The sequence below is a fragment of the Pseudoclavibacter sp. RFBG4 genome, from assembly GCF_002931515.1.
Taxonomy (GTDB): Bacteria; Actinomycetota; Actinomycetes; order Actinomycetales; family Microbacteriaceae; genus Pseudoclavibacter.
In genome coordinates, this window is the sequence record NZ_PSYC01000024.1 from 371,344 (window position 1) to 384,994 (window position 13,651).

The following is a 13,651-nucleotide window of genomic DNA, read 5'->3' on the forward strand; positions in this document are numbered from 1 at the left end:
GTTCGAACCTCCGACCGGACGCGGCAGACGTCGAACCCACCAAGATCCAGACCCTCCGCCCAAATCGCAACCGCGCCCTCACCGCAGACGTGCTTGCTGGGGCGGATGCGGCAGGAGAGCGGCGACACGGTGGCCCATAGGGCTGGACCGCTCTCGCACGGTGTGTCGCCGACACCCTCGAGCTTGCGTAGGGCGGAACTGCGTCGCACCTTGGCTGAACGCGATCTCAACGACCTGAACCTCGAGACGGTTTCCTCGGCTGGCCAGGTCGCGGCCGGACTATTCCTTGGGCCTAGTGGGGCTCACTCAAGCGAGTCGAGCATCGGTGACCTGTTGAATGTCAAGGTTCTGTCTCTTGTTCGTGTACTGTAACGAATCAGCGTACACATCCAAGGAGTATTTGATGACCGTTTCCTCTGAATCTGTGCCGCGGCTCCACGAGCCAGACGCGGTGAGAATGTCCGTCCGCGATCGCTGGAAGCTCGCCGTCCTGATGAGCGCAACGTTCATGCTCGCCGTGGATTTCTCGGTCTTGAACGTCGCACTTCCCGATATCCAGCGTGATCTCGGTTTCACGCTGAACAACCTGCAGTGGGTCATCACCGCTTTCGCGCTCCCGGCAGCAGGCCTCGGCCTGTTCTTCGGACGCCTCGGGGATCTTGTTGGACGCCGCAGCGTGTTCCTGGCGTCGATGGCCCTGCTCGCACTTGGCTCAGGCCTCGGGGCAATCGCTGCCGAGCCCTGGGTGCTCCTGTTCGCTCGCGTACTTCAGGGAATCGCGACGGCAGCTGCCGCGCCGACGGCACTCGCCCTCCTCACCACAACGTTCCCTGAGGGCCCAATGCGCGCGAAGGCCCTGGGGATCAACGGAGCTCTCCTTTCGGCGGGATTCGCGACAGGTGCCCTGCTCGGCGGCGTGCTCACGGCTGGAGTGTCCTGGCGGGCCGCGTTCTGGATCAACGTTCCTGTTGCGTTGTTCGTCCTCTTCGTGGCCCCGGTTCTCTTCGCTGAGTCGCGACCGACCGTGAAGCCGAAACTCGACTTCCCGGGTGCCATCACGATCACCCTGGGCCTGTCTGCGTTCGTCTACGGGGTCTCTCGAGCCGGCGAGCATGGCTTCGAGGATGCGCAGGTTCTTGGTGCTCTTGCTGCAGGCTTGGCGCTCATCGCGGTCTTCGTCGTGGTGGAGCTTCGTGGCTCGCATCCCCTCATTCCGTTGTCGGTCCTGAGACGCAAGAACGTCCGTCTCGGCAACCTTGCGGGCCTCACGACCTTCGCCATGATGTCCTCCTTCACCTACCTCACGACTCTCTATCTGCAGCTCGTACTTGGTCTCAATCCTGTCTTCACGGGAGCTGTGATCGCGATCATTGGTATCGTCGCGGTCGTCGGTGCCCTCTTCGTGCCGAAGCTGATCGGACGTTTCGGGCAGGTGCGCGTCCTCATCGGAGCGCTCGTCGTCCAGGGAGTTGGAACCGCGCTCGTAGCGATCGCCGGCGACCACGCTGGGTCGATCTCGCTCATCTGCGCGGGGCTTGCCATTTCGAGTCTCGGCCACATCTCAAGCATCATCGGCTACACGGTGACGGCTACGTCGGGCCTGCCAGATACCGAACAAGGCCTGGCGACGGGATTGACCTCGACGAGCCAACAGGTTGCGATCGCGCTGGGCACGCCAGTGCTGGCTGCCGTGGTCGCGCTCATCGCGGCGGCCGAGCGCACCAGCTCCGCGGAGACGTCAGCGACAGCGCTCAGCGGCGCGATTGGCGTGAACGCGGTCATTTCTGTGTTGGTCGCTCTCAGCCTGTTGGTTGGCTTCGCGCGCCGCGAGCGGCCCCAAGCGTAAGTGACCCGCGTGGAGTCGTCGCGCTCTACCACGACCCTCGGGGGTCCGATGGGCGTTTCAGGCACGTCTGACACCGCGATCCTGGCCGCTTGGGCGGCGCATGGGGTGGTCACGCTCTGGGGGCAGTCTTCGACGAAGAGTGCCCCAGTCCACGCGGCCCTTCAGATCGCGAATCTTGTGGAGCCGCTCTCGGTCGGCTCGCACTCGATCAGCCGCTTGCCATCCGGAGCCCCGCGACTGACTTCCTCAACCGAGTTGCATGTGAGTTGGAGTCGCGCTCCAGGACTGTGGGCCGCCACGCTCGGCGCCTGCCCAGTGGGCGTGGACATTGAGCGAACTCGGCTCCGGCCGATGAGTCTCGGCCTTCATGCCCGGGTGTTCTGCAGCTCCGTCGAACTAGAGCTGCTGGGCAGCTGTCACGCCCGGGAGCATGAGGACGTACTGCTCACGATCTGGTCGCTGAAAGAAGCCATCTCCAAAGCTCGCGGGCACGGGGTAGCAAGCGTGTTTCGCGAGTGGACAGTGTGGCCTCCATCGCGGTCGTCTGCTCCCGGGATCTCGGCGACTCACACCAGCTATATCGCGGGCCGTGCCGTTTTAAACATCGCACTCGGCCGTGTCCTCCCTCCCTAGCCAACAATCTTGCCCCCTTCGAAAGGACCATTTGCAATGCCAAACGACCTGAGCTCAGAATCCTCGACAGCCGCCCGTCGGATAGGTCTCGGATGCATGGGACTGAGCTGGGCCTACGAGGACCCCAGCATCGAACACGCGAAGAAACTGGAATTCCTGCGAGAGGCAGTCGCTCGCGGAGTCGACTTCTTCGACACCTCCGACCAGTACGGACCGTTCACAAACGAAGCCCTCGTCGGCGAGGCCCTTGAGACTCTCCGCAACCGAGTCTCGATCGCCACAAAAGGTGGCCTTGTCGTCGACGAGCACGGAAAGACAAGCCGGGACGGGCGACCCGAACATCTCTCCGCTGCGCTCGAAGCGAGCCTGCTGCGACTCCGGACGCACCAGGTCGACCTCTATCAGCTCCATCGCGTTGATCCGGCGGTCCCAATCGAGCGCAGCTGGGAAGCCATGGCCACCCTCGTTGAACGTGGGCTGACCGCCAGCATCGGCCTGTCCGAAGTAAGCGTCCGGGAGATCGAACGCGCGCAGAGCATTTACCCCGTCGCGTCCGTGCAGTCCGAGCTATCCCTCTGGAGTCGAGACGCGCTCGACGAAGTTCTCCCCTACTGCGAGGAGAACGGGATTGCCTTCATCGCGTTCTCCCCACTCGGACGAGGCTTCCTCACGGGCGCCCTGTCGTCTCCTGAGGACCTCCCGGAGGGTGACTGGCGCCTCAACCACCCGAGATACCAGGCGCACAGCATGGCAGCAAACATTGAGCTCGTCGAGATTGTCCGCGCTTGCGCCGCGGACTCGCACTCCACCCCAGCCCAGGTCGCACTCGCCTGGGTGCTCGCGCAGGGTTCCCACGTAACGGCTATCCCGGGCACCCAGCGAATCGAGTATCTCCTCGAAAACCTCGGCGCGGAGCGACTCGCGCTCACTCCCGAATGGATGTCCAAGCTGGACGCGCTTCCAGCAGCTATCGGAGGCCGCAGTTGACTCTCGAGGCACTCACGCCTGAGCCGGCGCGTCTCTCGCCGCTCGACCAGAGCGCATCCGCCATACTGACACACCGAACGAGCATTGGGGAGATCTTCCTTCTCGGCAGCGTCTCCGAGGCAGGAGATGTCTGGAGCACCGTGGGGCAGGTTCCACGGAGCAACCTCTACTTCAATGATCACCACGAGCCCACGATGTACGTCGACCCTCTGGCGCTCATCGAGATCGTTCGACAGAGCTGCTCGTGCATCGCGCACACTGCACTCGCCCTACCCACCAGCACGAAGTTCGTGCTGAACGAGCTCGCATTCGACCTGCGGACCCTCCGCTACGACGGACTCGACGCGCGCAGGTCCATCGTCGCGAACACCCAGATCGAAGTCATTCGAGAACGACGTGGAATTCCTCAGACCGCCGTATTCACCTCGGAGCTCTACAACGGCTCGAATTTCGTCGGACGTGTGAAGTTCGAGACGAGCTTCTTGACGGATCCGGTCTACTCGGTCCTCCGCGGGGGACGGACTCAGCGAGGTGGGGATGCTGAGGGTGCACTCATCTCGGCGCCAACGGTCGGTGTCACACCACAATCCGTCGGTCGACGGCATCCGATCAATGTCGTAATCGCTGATCCGTCTCGGCCTAGCCATCGCGAACTCGTCTGCCAGATTCAACCGCAGTTCTCCAACCCAAGCATGTTCGATCACGCACAGGACCATGTTCCCGGCATGGTCATTCTCGAAGCTGTCCGCCAGGCGGCACAGTACAGTTTCGGCGCTTTGGCGCGCCCTGTCTCCGGGGCGTGCATGTTCTACAACTTCCTTGAGAACGACGACGCGGGACGAATCGTTGGGGAGTCGGCGCAGGACGGCGTGGCAACGCGAAGCCGACTCTTCGGCGAAATTCAGGATGCACGAGGTATCGCACTCGGAAGGTTTGATCTGCAGCTCTCCGCGGAGGAAGCCGCGTGAGATCCGGATCCGTCCTCAAGCCAGTCTTTATCGAGAGCGCGAGGAGCTACCTGCCATCATCCTTCGAACGAACCGCAGAGGCGGTCGCCAACGGAACCGTGCTCGGAGCGACCGCCGCAAGGTCGGGCGTCGCGCAGCTTCCTGTCGAGCATGACCTGTCTGCACCCGAAATGGCAGTCCAGGCAGCCAAGAGTGCGCTCCTCGACAGCGCGGTTTCAGCGGACGAATTGGAGGCGATCTTCTACGCCTCCACGTTCTTTCAAGGCGCGACCTTCTGGTCGCCCGCGCACTTCATCGCCGAAGCTAGGCGGGTGACCGATATCTCGGAACCCTGCAGACGCCCATGATTGGAGAGAACAAGGCTTACGCCATCCTGGAGTACTGCGTCAGGAATGGCGTCGATCCAGCAGATTGCATCGCCTTTGGTGATCACGAGAGCGATCTCCCGATGCTAGAAGCGGTGGGGGGCGGATTCTGGGTTCGCACCTCGGGAGAAATCGAACAACACCGTCCATCGGTGCGCACGTGAGCGCCAGATTCGTGGGTGAATCGTTTGGTCATGGCTTTGACACGAACTCCTATGTCGTTTTCGACGAAGACAGTCTCGATGCAGTGATCGTGGACCCCGGGAAGGGGAGTACCCGCTGGCTCCTACCCGCGGTTGCGTCCATAGGCGTGCGGGTCCATGGTGTCCTGCTCACCCACGGACACATGGACCATTCGTGGGACGCGCAACCGCTCTCCGACGAACTTGACGTGCCGGTCTATGTTGGCGCGAGCGACCTGCAGCTGTTGGTCGAACCGGAGTCGGGGCTTCCGCCGGATTTCCCATCCCACGCACTCGTCGGGTATCCCCGGCAGCTCCCGAAGAACGTGTTCGCACTGCCTGGCCCGGAGATTCATGCCGGCAATTTACACGTGACCGCGCACGCGGTTCCGGGCCACACCGCGGGATCGTTTGCCTACCTCATCGGAATTGACGCAGAGCTGCTCTGCAGCGGCGACTCGTACTTCGCATCGTCACCACCGCAAGCTATCGCCCCTACGGGCGATCCTCGGGCACTCAGAGAATCACTTGACAAACTGGTCACAGCGGGCATCGGCACCCACGTCATCCTCCCGGGCCACGGTCCAGTGTTTACCGGGGCCCAGGAGGACCTCGGGTCCTAAGCCGCCGGGTGCTCCAGCACCCACTTGCCGCTCGTCGCCCCACCCTCGATGCGCGCCAGCACTGCACCAGCGTCAGCGAGTGGCGCCGTGCCCTCCACGTGAATCCGCACGGCGCCATCCGCGACCGCTGCGACAGCATCCGCTAGATAGGAACTGGCCCTTTCTGGCTCGAGAGCGCAAAGGGCGCCAAGGTTGAACCCCTGGACGCCTGTGCCTGACAGCCACAGCTGCGTCGCGTCCACGAGGACTGGTTCCGACTGGGACGCGTTGCCAACGCTCAGTAGCTTCCCGCCGAATCGCAAGTGCCCCAACGCTGCTTCGCGCACTGCGCCGCCGACTGGGTCGACGACGACATCGAACTGCTGGCCCAGGTCGCCCGTCAGCTCCTCGCGGAGCACCACATCGTCGTAACCCAGATCGAGCGCAAGAGCCTTCTTGGCTTCCGTTCCAACGACTCCGACGACGACGCCGGCACCGCGCAACTTGGCGACCTGCCCCACCTGCGATCCAAGACCGCCGACCGCAGCCAGGACGAGCACGGCCTTTTGCGAGCCGAAGTGAGCGACTTCGCCATCCAGCGCGAAAGCTGTCGTCGTGTTCGCTGGCAGCGCGGCTGCCTGAATCCAATCCAGGCTGTCGGGGATGGGGGCGACCAGTTCGGACCGCGTCACTGCCACTCCCCCGTACCCTCCACCGTTGTTGATCGTCAGGGCTGCGACGCGCTCACCGACCTTGACGCGTCGGACCTCTTGACCCACTGCGATCACCGTGCCCGCAGCTTCAATGCCTGGCACCCAGGGCAATTCAATCCCCACAAAGCCACGTGCGAAGAGTGCTTCCACGAAATTCGCTCCGCTTGCCTCAACGGCGACCGCGACATCCTTCGGCCCGATTCTGGGCGTGCCAACATCGCCATAGGTGAGCGCGGCTGGACCTTCGAAGTTGACGATCGAGATTGCTTTCATGCTGATGACCCCCTATTTCAGTGATGCTTGCTGCACCACCACGAGAGTATCAGTGCCCTGTCATAAGTCAGCACTCCCCGTGAAGCTAGGAGCTGCTGCCTATGCCTCGCGTTGGAGCTGTTCGATGGCACGCTGGAGGTAGTCGCGAAATGCGATGAGCTCGCCAGGGCTGAACTGCGCCGCGAGGGCATCCTCGATGGCGCGTGCCTTCGCATCGGCGGCGACAACAAGTTCGGTACCCTCGCCCGTGATCGTGGTGACGAGGACTCGAGTGTGGAGCGGAGAAACCTCACGCCTGACGAGGCCCTTCATCTCGAGGTTGCCTACGATCGTCGACATCGTCTGCGGCGACACCGTAGCAGCTCGGGCCAGCTGCGCAGCGGACTGTCCGGGGGTGAGATGTAGGGCTAGCAGCGTCGCATATTGCGGCACAGTGAGATCGAACTCTCGCAATGCGCGACTTTTTGCCGCGATCAGGACTTGTTCAGCGGCCTTCAGGGAGGAGCCGAGGCGTTCTGCGACAGATTGCGGTGTGGTCGCGGCGCGGGGGGATTGCGGCATGCGGTGGGCTCCAAAGGATGAGTTGACGGCAGATTCACGGTACTGCTTTTCAGCAGTGTAGTGACGAAGACACGAACCATGACCGAGTCAGCGCGCCTCCTATCGATTCACGCGAACCTAGACAATCAAAGCCCGGCTCCGTGCGCCGTCGATAGGCTTCGAAGCCGGTCACCTGCCCCCGATACGCGGCCCGCTGAAGGCCCAGGAGTACCCCTGAGGCAAGGTCTCGGAACAGCGACTGCCGCATCAGCACGAGCGATCCCGCGGCGACGGCGTCTGCGCGTGCGGTGTGCGCGTCGTCGAGGCGGACCCCGTGGTGATGCCACGCACTGTCGTTGCCCAACACGGGTATCCCAATGCCGGTGGCCTCCAAGTCGAAGACGCGCACCTGGTTCAACGGCAGGGTTGCAGTGGGAGTGGTGCCGGAAGTCATGTCAGTCCTATGCGGGCATCCGCCTCGCCACCCAGAGCGTCCGCAACGTCTGGGCCCTGGTCACCGCTCGTGCCTGCACGACTACGCATCGGCGCGTTGCAGTGTTCGCCGCCGTGTCTGGATTCAGTCCCCGGCAGGCTTGCGTTCTGCGGATTCCTGGCTCAAAAGTCGACGCATGGTTCGCAGTGACCCGAATCCGCTTTCTTGCGCGATTCTGTAACGGTCCGATTTTGTATTATCGCTTGACCGTAGAAGCATCCGCGCCCGGTCTACGCGCAAGCGGCGAACAAGCGCGCCTACTGAATTGCTTTCGTGTGCGAAAATTCGGTGCAGCTGCGACACGGAGATGTTGAGGTCACGGGCCAGCACATGGATCGAAAAGGCTGGGTCTTGAAAATTCTCCTTGATCAGGAGGTGCGCGCGAGCGAGACGCGAATCTCGAGGCGATTGACAGTTCGTATTGTGCTGCACGTTCGCATCGGCGAGCGTTGCAAGCAGCAGGTCCTCGATCCCGCGCCTCCAGGAGTGGAAGCCAACCTGCCCCTCTTTGAGTTGTGATTCGAAGGAGGCATTCAAAGATGCAATGAGGACTCTTCGAAGACTGCTGGTCATCATGAAGGGTCCAGGTGCCTGACTCTCGACCCACGGAAGATCTACGAGACGCTCCCTTGGTATCCCGATAAAGAGACAGGAATAGGGCTCCACAGCGGAGATGCGCACCGGTCGACGCGCTGAATACGTGAAGAAGTACGGCGCAGGGACTTCTTCTTTCTTCCCTTCTCCGGCCTGGAGCAAGAGACAACCCTTCACAACAAAACACACATGGACAAGGTCGGGATTGTACGAGTCCGCGTCTGTGTCAACGGCCGTCGTCGTTTGCCAGTTGCGCCCCACCAAGAACGTTCGGGTCCCGATGAAGTCCACATGAGCACGAACTGACGCTTCATCATCTTGAACACCCCAGCCCTGTTCGTGCAGCCACTGCAGGGCGTCACCATCCTTAAGGCCCTGAGCATATGCAGAGAGCATCGCCACCCCGATCGTCGCGCTCAATCCAGGCGTCAGACCTTCCACGAGTGGTTCGACGCCAATCAGCACCCTAGGTGTCTGAACTTGGTCGGGGACACGTTGTTGTGGAATCGTCGGCAAATTCGTATGCTGTCGCCGGTTCGTTCAGAACGCTCACCGATAACGAGAAATCGCAGCGAAATACTTAGGTCATGGTGGGCGCGACACCTGCGTGTGATCGAAGCACGACCGCACTGGCCTCGTTCACGTCATGGATCCAATGTTGCAAGGAACTGCGGGATGCTCGCACGGTGCGCTGAGGTGAGGATGCCGCAGCGACGGGTTGTTCACTCGGTCTCGGCATCTCCCGCCGCGGTCATCAGCGCCTGCAGGGCCCGGTTGAGGAGCACCGCATCTTGTGGCTGGAGGCGCTCCCCCGCGGTGAGCCTGCCGATGACGTAGAGGCCGGCGATCGCCTCCTCTCGGACGTAGCGATCCTTGATCGTCCCGAACGCGCGCACCGAAGTGCTTCCGACGTTGACGACCAGGCGTGGGCCGTGCGACGCAGACGACTCAGCTGCCGTGACGAGATCGCTGAGGAGGGCGCCCCAGGCGTCATCGCCGTCGGCTTGGTCATCGCCGGCTGCGTTGAACTCAGCGTCCCCGGAGGCCCCGACGAAGAGCACCGGCACCGTGACGGGCGAGAACTCTCGCAGGTCGAGTGCAACCCCGAGCTGCTGCAGCACCGGGCGTGCCTGCTCCTCAAGTAGCTGGGCCGCAGTGTCCCCGGCAAGCGGACGCTGAAGCTCATCGATGAAGCGCCCCGCATCGAAGGCTCGCAGCCTTGCCCCTCGAAGCGGACGCTCGACCAGACGTCGCAGGATTTCACGTCCGTAGACATAGGAGGCGTTCACGAGGGGTGTCCCGCGCGCGGCGAGAATCGGAGCGAATGCCGTGAAGTCAGTCATCGAGGTCGTATAGAGCACCACCTCCGCGCGGCGCCGCATCTGCGCCAGGGTCTGGTAGCCCTCGTTGGTCTCCCATTTCACGCTCTGCGACACGAGATCGAGCATGTCGTCGTCGCTGACCGCCATCGCCATCAAGCCTTTGGCGTGGACATCCAAGAATCTGGAGAAGCCAGCGGGATCGTTCTCAGCGAAACGCTCGATGCCTTGCCGGACCTGTATGCCCACCTGCTCTTTGACGGCGTCGATGGTGAACGAATCCTGAAGTGCCTCGCGGGATGCAGTGAGCGGCAGATCACCGGCTTCCACGACGAGGCGCACGAAGTACGCCCAGGATGGAACCAATTGCACGCTGCTGTCGGTGACGAACATGCCCTTCGAGTAGACAGTGTCACCTCGACGCGTGCCAACCTGGCCGGGGCTATCAGCGATGAACGCGAGCCCGCGCACCCCCGCGCCGGGCACAGCGACCGGGAGGATTGCGAGTGGCCGGAATCCCAGCTCCTGGTGCGCCCAGTCCTCCATTTCCTGTGCGCTGCCCCGCCAGGGCTGTGTCCGCTGGCTGACGATCTCAGCGGGCAAGACGGGTCCGCGATGAAGCGCGACGGGCAGCTCGAGCAGTCCCGCGAAGCGTTCTGCCAGCAGTCGCACTCGATGCGGTTGGGTCCATTCCCACTCGTCAGGGCGGGCCTTTACGCGCACCTCCGTGCCTGGCTCAGCGAGGGGTTCGGTGGCGGGGCTGATGGCGAACGTGCCGTCCGCGCTACCTACCCAGCTGATCGTGGCCGCATCTGCAGTCCGGGCGCTGCGAGAACGTACCTCGATGCGGTCCGCGATCAGGAAACAGGACAGCAGCCCGATGCCGAACTGCCCGAGGTACTTGCGCCGGGTCCGAGCGAAGTCTTCTCGCTTGCTCGACGCACCGATAGTCGCGAGTACGTCGCGCATTTCCTGTTCGGTGAGGCCGATGCCCTGGTCTCGGACGATCACTGCCCCGGAAGCCTCGTCGACGGTGATGCTGATCTGCTCTGGTGAGTCCGGATCGATCTCGTGCCGTGCGACCACCGCATCCCGCGCGTTCTGTATGAGCTCACGCAGGTAGACCCTCGGGCTGGAGTACAAGTGGTGGGACAGGATGTCGACGAGTCCGCGGAGGTCGACGAGGAAGCGCTCGTCGCTCATACTCGCGCCCCGAAGACCCGGTCCTCGTTCAGCCAACGGTCGTGAAGATGCGTGCTCCACCCGTTGTGGCCGTTGCGCTCGTCGAGACGGCGTGCGGTTCTCTGGACCTCATTCCTCAGTTCCACTCCCCGCGGGTCGTTCGGGGCTCGGTCCTGCAGCACTCGGCTCGCGGCCGCGAAGAGTTCGATTTCCGTGCAGTCACCCGCAACTGCCTCGGTGAGGAGCGCATCCACCACCGAGACGAGATCGACATCTGAGTCGGTCAACGCCTCGAGCATCGCCCAGCCGGGCAACTGCTCGATCTCCTCGGTGGCACCACCGACCGACTCGAGCAGCGCAGCCAGCTCGGTGGCGCCGGAAGGGTCACCGTCGCGCACCCGCATCCAGCACAACCAGCCTGCCGCACCGCGCCGTTGCAGCTCGTTGCCTGCTTCCGCGACGCGGATGGCCGCCCTCCGGGCGATGTCGGGGAGGGTCAGCGCCGTCTGCCGGACTGCGACGAGGTCGAGGATGTTCCGATCAAAGGGCTCCTCACCGGCAGCTAGGCTGGCGAACATGCGGTCGGTGCGTTCGCGCAGCTCCGCCAGGTCGCCATTGTGGGCGGCGATCTCCGCTCGAGCGAAATGGACTCGAGCCTCGGAGCCGCCTGTCCACGTCCGGAGCTGATCCTCGACGTCGATGACCGCGTCGACCTGCGCCCACGGCACGCTGGGTGTGGAGACACCGTCGAGGAGCGCGAGGAGGAAGGCCGAGGGCGCGAACCCGCGGTACGTGGCGTTCACCGCCGTAGGGTCGGTCGCCAGGGAGCGCTGCGCACGCTGGTAGAGGTCGACGACCTGGCCGTTGGCGCCGAGCATCGACGACTGGAGTGAGTGAAAAAGCGGGACACAGAAGCGTGTGGTTGCGCAGCGGAGACGTTCTCCCTCAGCTTCGAGCTCGGCAGCGAGGGCATTCGTCTCTTCCATACTCGCTGTTGCCATGAGCTCACGGAATCTGTCGAACAGCGCCGTGTATCTCTCCCACAGGGACACGGGGATGCGGTCTTCGCGCACCGAGCCTGCTCTTGTGAGCCACCCGGCGGAGAGGATCAGCAGTGCACGCTCACTTGGGTCTCCCCAGGTCTTGTCGTCCTGGACCACACTCGGCGTGGGCCGGGACTCAAGGCCCGCCCACCAGAAGTCTGCGAGCTCACGGACGTGCGTGTCGGTCGCACCGCGCCGGTCGAGGGCCGCTGCAGCCTGATGCGCGAGAACTCGGATGAGGCCACCCTCGTCCCCATCAGGGTCGGCGAGGAGCCGATTTCGCGCCACCGCGGCCAAGGTCTCCGCGTCGCTCTCGTCAAACGACAGGTTGCGCAAGACCTCGTCGACAACGAAGATGGCCGCGTCGGGACGATGCTCCAGGATGGGGATGAGCTGGCAGGCCACTGCCTCGCGGGCGAGGACCTCGATACCCACGCCATCGAGCAGTTGATCGGCGATGGCGCGGGCCTCGGCGATGTTGCCGGAGCGAAGATGGAAGAACGCGAGCATGGCGAGCACAGGAATCGCTTCGATACGCTGCTGAATGTCGAGTCGATCACGGTCGATGCCCAACATCCGCAGTCGTTGCTCGAGTGTCTCGGTGGCGCGCTGCAGGTCGAAGCTTGCAATGAGCGGCAGCTCGATTTGGATGACCCCGAGATCGTCCGCTCGCCATTCCTCACTTGCCTCGGAACGCCACCGCTCGATCCAGTCGGCAGTTTCGCTGCCATCGCCGCGGGCCGAAGCGATTGCTGCCCTGGCGACCAGCACGCCGACTGGGTCGGTGCCGCGTCTGCGCACCTGAGCTTCGACCAGATCGATGACTCGCGTGAGCTGCTCGAGTGGCAGTGTCGGGTCGTTCAGCATGGTGAGGGTACTCGTGGCCACTGCGTTGAGCATGCGGGTGACGTTGCTTGGATGGACCAGGTCGCCGTAGCGGTCGAGGTGACGCATGAGTCGTGCGAAGGCTGTCAGCGCTTCGCGAGTCAGACCGCCGTCACCGTACGTCACGTGCAGGTCGAAGAGCGCGCTGGCGATGAGGGGCGGCAGCTGAGCACGTTCACAGTCACCGATGAACTCCTCAAGAGCGTCAATCTTGCCCATATCGTTCGGGAGCGCCCAGAGGCGGTGACTGCGATCGTAAAGGGCCTGGATGCGCTCGCGCTGCTCCCCCTGAAGAGCCTGCAGGTCTGCGTAACCGATCATGTGGTCCTCCGAGTACGAGTACGTTTCGACGCGATCATTGAGCCGAATGGATGCCTCGAATCAACTTAGCCGCTGTCGACGAGCCCGTTCATCAGCCGAAACCGGTCGGCCACTCCTCACGAATCGTCGAGCGTTCACGCGATCTTCGCGGACCACTGACCACGTACGGATGCCGAGGAGTCACATCGTGTGGTGGCCGCCGCGGGCGGCCGACACCGAGGTCGTCAGCCCGCCGCGGGTGCCGGCCATGAGCTGCGCCCCGAAGAAGAAGCCGCCTGGTCCTTGCCGCGGATGCTCACGCCGTTCGAGTCCCCCGGACGACCGCCAGAGTCGTCGTGATCTCGAGACCCACCGCGATGACGTCCCTCAGACCGGTTGAACGGAGTCCGCCGGGCGTGACCCCCCAGAGGAGCCAGGAAATCAACCGGGTGATCGAAAAGCATCCAGATTGCGTAACATCCTCGAAACACACCGGGCGAAGGAGCCCAGAATGACTTCCATCAAGACGCACACCCCACCAAGAGTCGAGACGACCGACCACGGCGAAGGTACCTGCAAGTGGCACGAGTGCCACAACATACTCGACCCGAACTACGTTGGCCCGTACCCACAGTTCTGTTCGGACGACTGCTGGATGGACTGGCAGTCCGAGCACCCGTTCTAGTTGGTCGACACTCGATCAGGCACGAACCAGAACTTGGGCAA

At 63.3% G+C, this 13,651-nt stretch carries 15 protein-coding genes; 9 read left to right on the forward strand and 6 right to left on the reverse strand.

Features of this window, described 5'->3' with window-relative positions:
• Positions 1 to 403 precede the first annotated feature (403 nt).
• The 7 genes from C5E10_RS08695 to C5E10_RS08725 are packed head-to-tail and all read left to right on the forward strand — an operon-like array spanning position 404 to position 5,604.
• Complete coding sequence (locus C5E10_RS08695) at positions 404 to 1,846, forward strand: MFS transporter (protein WP_104331273.1); 1,443 nt, start codon at positions 404 to 406, stop codon at positions 1,844 to 1,846.
• A 48-nt stretch (positions 1,847 to 1,894) separates the two neighbouring features.
• Positions 1,895 to 2,479: a 4'-phosphopantetheinyl transferase superfamily protein gene (locus tag C5E10_RS19555; RefSeq protein WP_104331274.1), complete on the forward strand. Its 585-nt coding sequence runs from the start codon at positions 1,895 to 1,897 to the stop codon at positions 2,477 to 2,479.
• Positions 2,480 to 2,515: 36 nt separating this feature from the next.
• Positions 2,516 to 3,466 carry an aldo/keto reductase gene (locus tag C5E10_RS08705; protein ID WP_104331275.1) on the forward strand — a complete coding sequence of 317 codons (951 nt, stop codon included), beginning with the start codon at positions 2,516 to 2,518 and terminating at the stop codon, positions 3,464 to 3,466.
• Positions 3,463 to 4,434: an AfsA-related hotdog domain-containing protein gene (locus C5E10_RS08710; RefSeq protein WP_181062696.1), complete on the forward strand. Its 972-nt coding sequence runs from the start codon at positions 3,463 to 3,465 to the stop codon at positions 4,432 to 4,434. The genes C5E10_RS08705 and C5E10_RS08710 overlap by 4 nt, the downstream gene beginning before the upstream one ends.
• The gene (locus tag C5E10_RS08715; protein ID WP_104331277.1) at positions 4,431 to 4,781 is read left to right on the forward strand and encodes a hypothetical protein; all 351 of its coding nucleotides are present in this window, start codon (positions 4,431 to 4,433) and stop codon (positions 4,779 to 4,781) included. The genes C5E10_RS08710 and C5E10_RS08715 overlap by 4 nt, the downstream gene beginning before the upstream one ends.
• Entirely contained in the window at positions 4,778 to 4,963 is a 186-nt protein-coding gene (locus tag C5E10_RS19560; RefSeq protein ID WP_104331278.1) for an HAD hydrolase family protein, read from the forward strand. The genes C5E10_RS08715 and C5E10_RS19560 overlap by 4 nt, the downstream gene beginning before the upstream one ends.
• Positions 4,960 to 5,604, forward strand: coding sequence for an MBL fold metallo-hydrolase (locus C5E10_RS08725; protein ID WP_181062697.1), 645 nt, complete (start codon positions 4,960 to 4,962; stop codon positions 5,602 to 5,604). Before C5E10_RS19560 ends, C5E10_RS08725 begins: the two co-directional genes overlap by 4 nt.
• Here C5E10_RS08725 and C5E10_RS08730 read toward each other — a convergent pair.
• The 6 genes from C5E10_RS08730 to C5E10_RS08755 all read right to left on the reverse strand — a co-directional run bounded on the left by C5E10_RS08730 (position 5,601) and on the right by C5E10_RS08755 (position 12,250).
• On the reverse strand, positions 5,601 to 6,569 hold the full coding sequence (locus C5E10_RS08730; protein ID WP_104331280.1) for a zinc-binding dehydrogenase: 969 nt from the start codon (positions 6,567 to 6,569) through the stop codon (positions 5,601 to 5,603). The two genes, C5E10_RS08725 and C5E10_RS08730, sit on opposite strands and share 4 nt — an antisense overlap.
• A 99-nt stretch (positions 6,570 to 6,668) precedes the next feature.
• Positions 6,669 to 7,130 carry a MarR family winged helix-turn-helix transcriptional regulator gene (locus tag C5E10_RS08735; RefSeq protein WP_104331281.1) on the reverse strand — a complete coding sequence of 154 codons (462 nt, stop codon included), beginning with the start codon at positions 7,128 to 7,130 and terminating at the stop codon, positions 6,669 to 6,671.
• Between the two features lie 49 nt (positions 7,131 to 7,179).
• Complete coding sequence (locus tag C5E10_RS08740) at positions 7,180 to 7,563, reverse strand: hypothetical protein (protein ID WP_104331282.1); 384 nt, start codon at positions 7,561 to 7,563, stop codon at positions 7,180 to 7,182.
• Between the two features lie 123 nt (positions 7,564 to 7,686).
• Entirely contained in the window at positions 7,687 to 8,661 is a 975-nt protein-coding gene (locus C5E10_RS08745) for a helix-turn-helix domain-containing protein (protein WP_146080207.1), read from the reverse strand.
• A 257-nt stretch (positions 8,662 to 8,918) separates the two neighbouring features.
• The gene (locus C5E10_RS08750) at positions 8,919 to 10,718 is read right to left on the reverse strand and encodes an HSP90 family protein (protein WP_104331284.1); all 1,800 of its coding nucleotides are present in this window, start codon (positions 10,716 to 10,718) and stop codon (positions 8,919 to 8,921) included.
• Entirely contained in the window at positions 10,715 to 12,250 is a 1,536-nt protein-coding gene (locus C5E10_RS08755; protein WP_146080208.1) for a hypothetical protein, read from the reverse strand. Before C5E10_RS08755 ends, C5E10_RS08750 begins: the two co-directional genes overlap by 4 nt.
• On the opposite strand from C5E10_RS08755, the gene C5E10_RS18840 reads away from it, so the two are divergent.
• Positions 12,233 to 13,015, forward strand: coding sequence for a hypothetical protein (locus tag C5E10_RS18840; RefSeq protein ID WP_146080209.1), 783 nt, complete (start codon positions 12,233 to 12,235; stop codon positions 13,013 to 13,015). The genes C5E10_RS08755 and C5E10_RS18840 overlap by 18 nt on opposite strands.
• A gap of 421 nt (positions 13,016 to 13,436) precedes the next feature.
• The gene (locus C5E10_RS19130; protein ID WP_181062698.1) at positions 13,437 to 13,610 is read left to right on the forward strand and encodes a hypothetical protein; all 174 of its coding nucleotides are present in this window, start codon (positions 13,437 to 13,439) and stop codon (positions 13,608 to 13,610) included.
• The last annotated feature ends 41 nt before the right edge of the window (positions 13,611 to 13,651 follow it).

Excerpts from the sequence above, each read along its gene's own strand:
- C5E10_RS08750 (WP_104331284.1), bottom strand. The coding sequence starts at position 10,718 with ATGAGCGACGAGCGCTTCCTCGTCGACCTCCGCGGACTCGTCGACATC.
- C5E10_RS08695 (WP_104331273.1), top strand. The coding sequence starts at position 404 with ATGACCGTTTCCTCTGAATCTGTGCCGCGGCTCCACGAGCCAGACGCG.
- C5E10_RS19560 (WP_104331278.1), top strand. The coding sequence starts at position 4,778 with ATGATTGGAGAGAACAAGGCTTACGCCATCCTGGAGTACTGCGTCAGG.
- C5E10_RS08755 (WP_146080208.1), bottom strand. The coding sequence starts at position 12,250 with ATGCTCGCGTTCTTCCATCTTCGCTCCGGCAACATCGCCGAGGCCCGC.
- C5E10_RS18840 (WP_146080209.1), top strand. The coding sequence starts at position 12,233 with ATGGAAGAACGCGAGCATGGCGAGCACAGGAATCGCTTCGATACGCTG.
- C5E10_RS08740 (WP_104331282.1), bottom strand. The coding sequence starts at position 7,563 with ATGACTTCCGGCACCACTCCCACTGCAACCCTGCCGTTGAACCAGGTG.
- C5E10_RS19555 (WP_104331274.1), top strand. The coding sequence starts at position 1,895 with ATGGGCGTTTCAGGCACGTCTGACACCGCGATCCTGGCCGCTTGGGCG.
- C5E10_RS08735 (WP_104331281.1), bottom strand. The coding sequence starts at position 7,130 with ATGCCGCAATCCCCCCGCGCCGCGACCACACCGCAATCTGTCGCAGAA.
- C5E10_RS08705 (WP_104331275.1), top strand. The coding sequence starts at position 2,516 with ATGCCAAACGACCTGAGCTCAGAATCCTCGACAGCCGCCCGTCGGATA.
- C5E10_RS08730 (WP_104331280.1), bottom strand. The coding sequence starts at position 6,569 with ATGAAAGCAATCTCGATCGTCAACTTCGAAGGTCCAGCCGCGCTCACC.
- C5E10_RS19130 (WP_181062698.1), top strand. The coding sequence starts at position 13,437 with ATGACTTCCATCAAGACGCACACCCCACCAAGAGTCGAGACGACCGAC.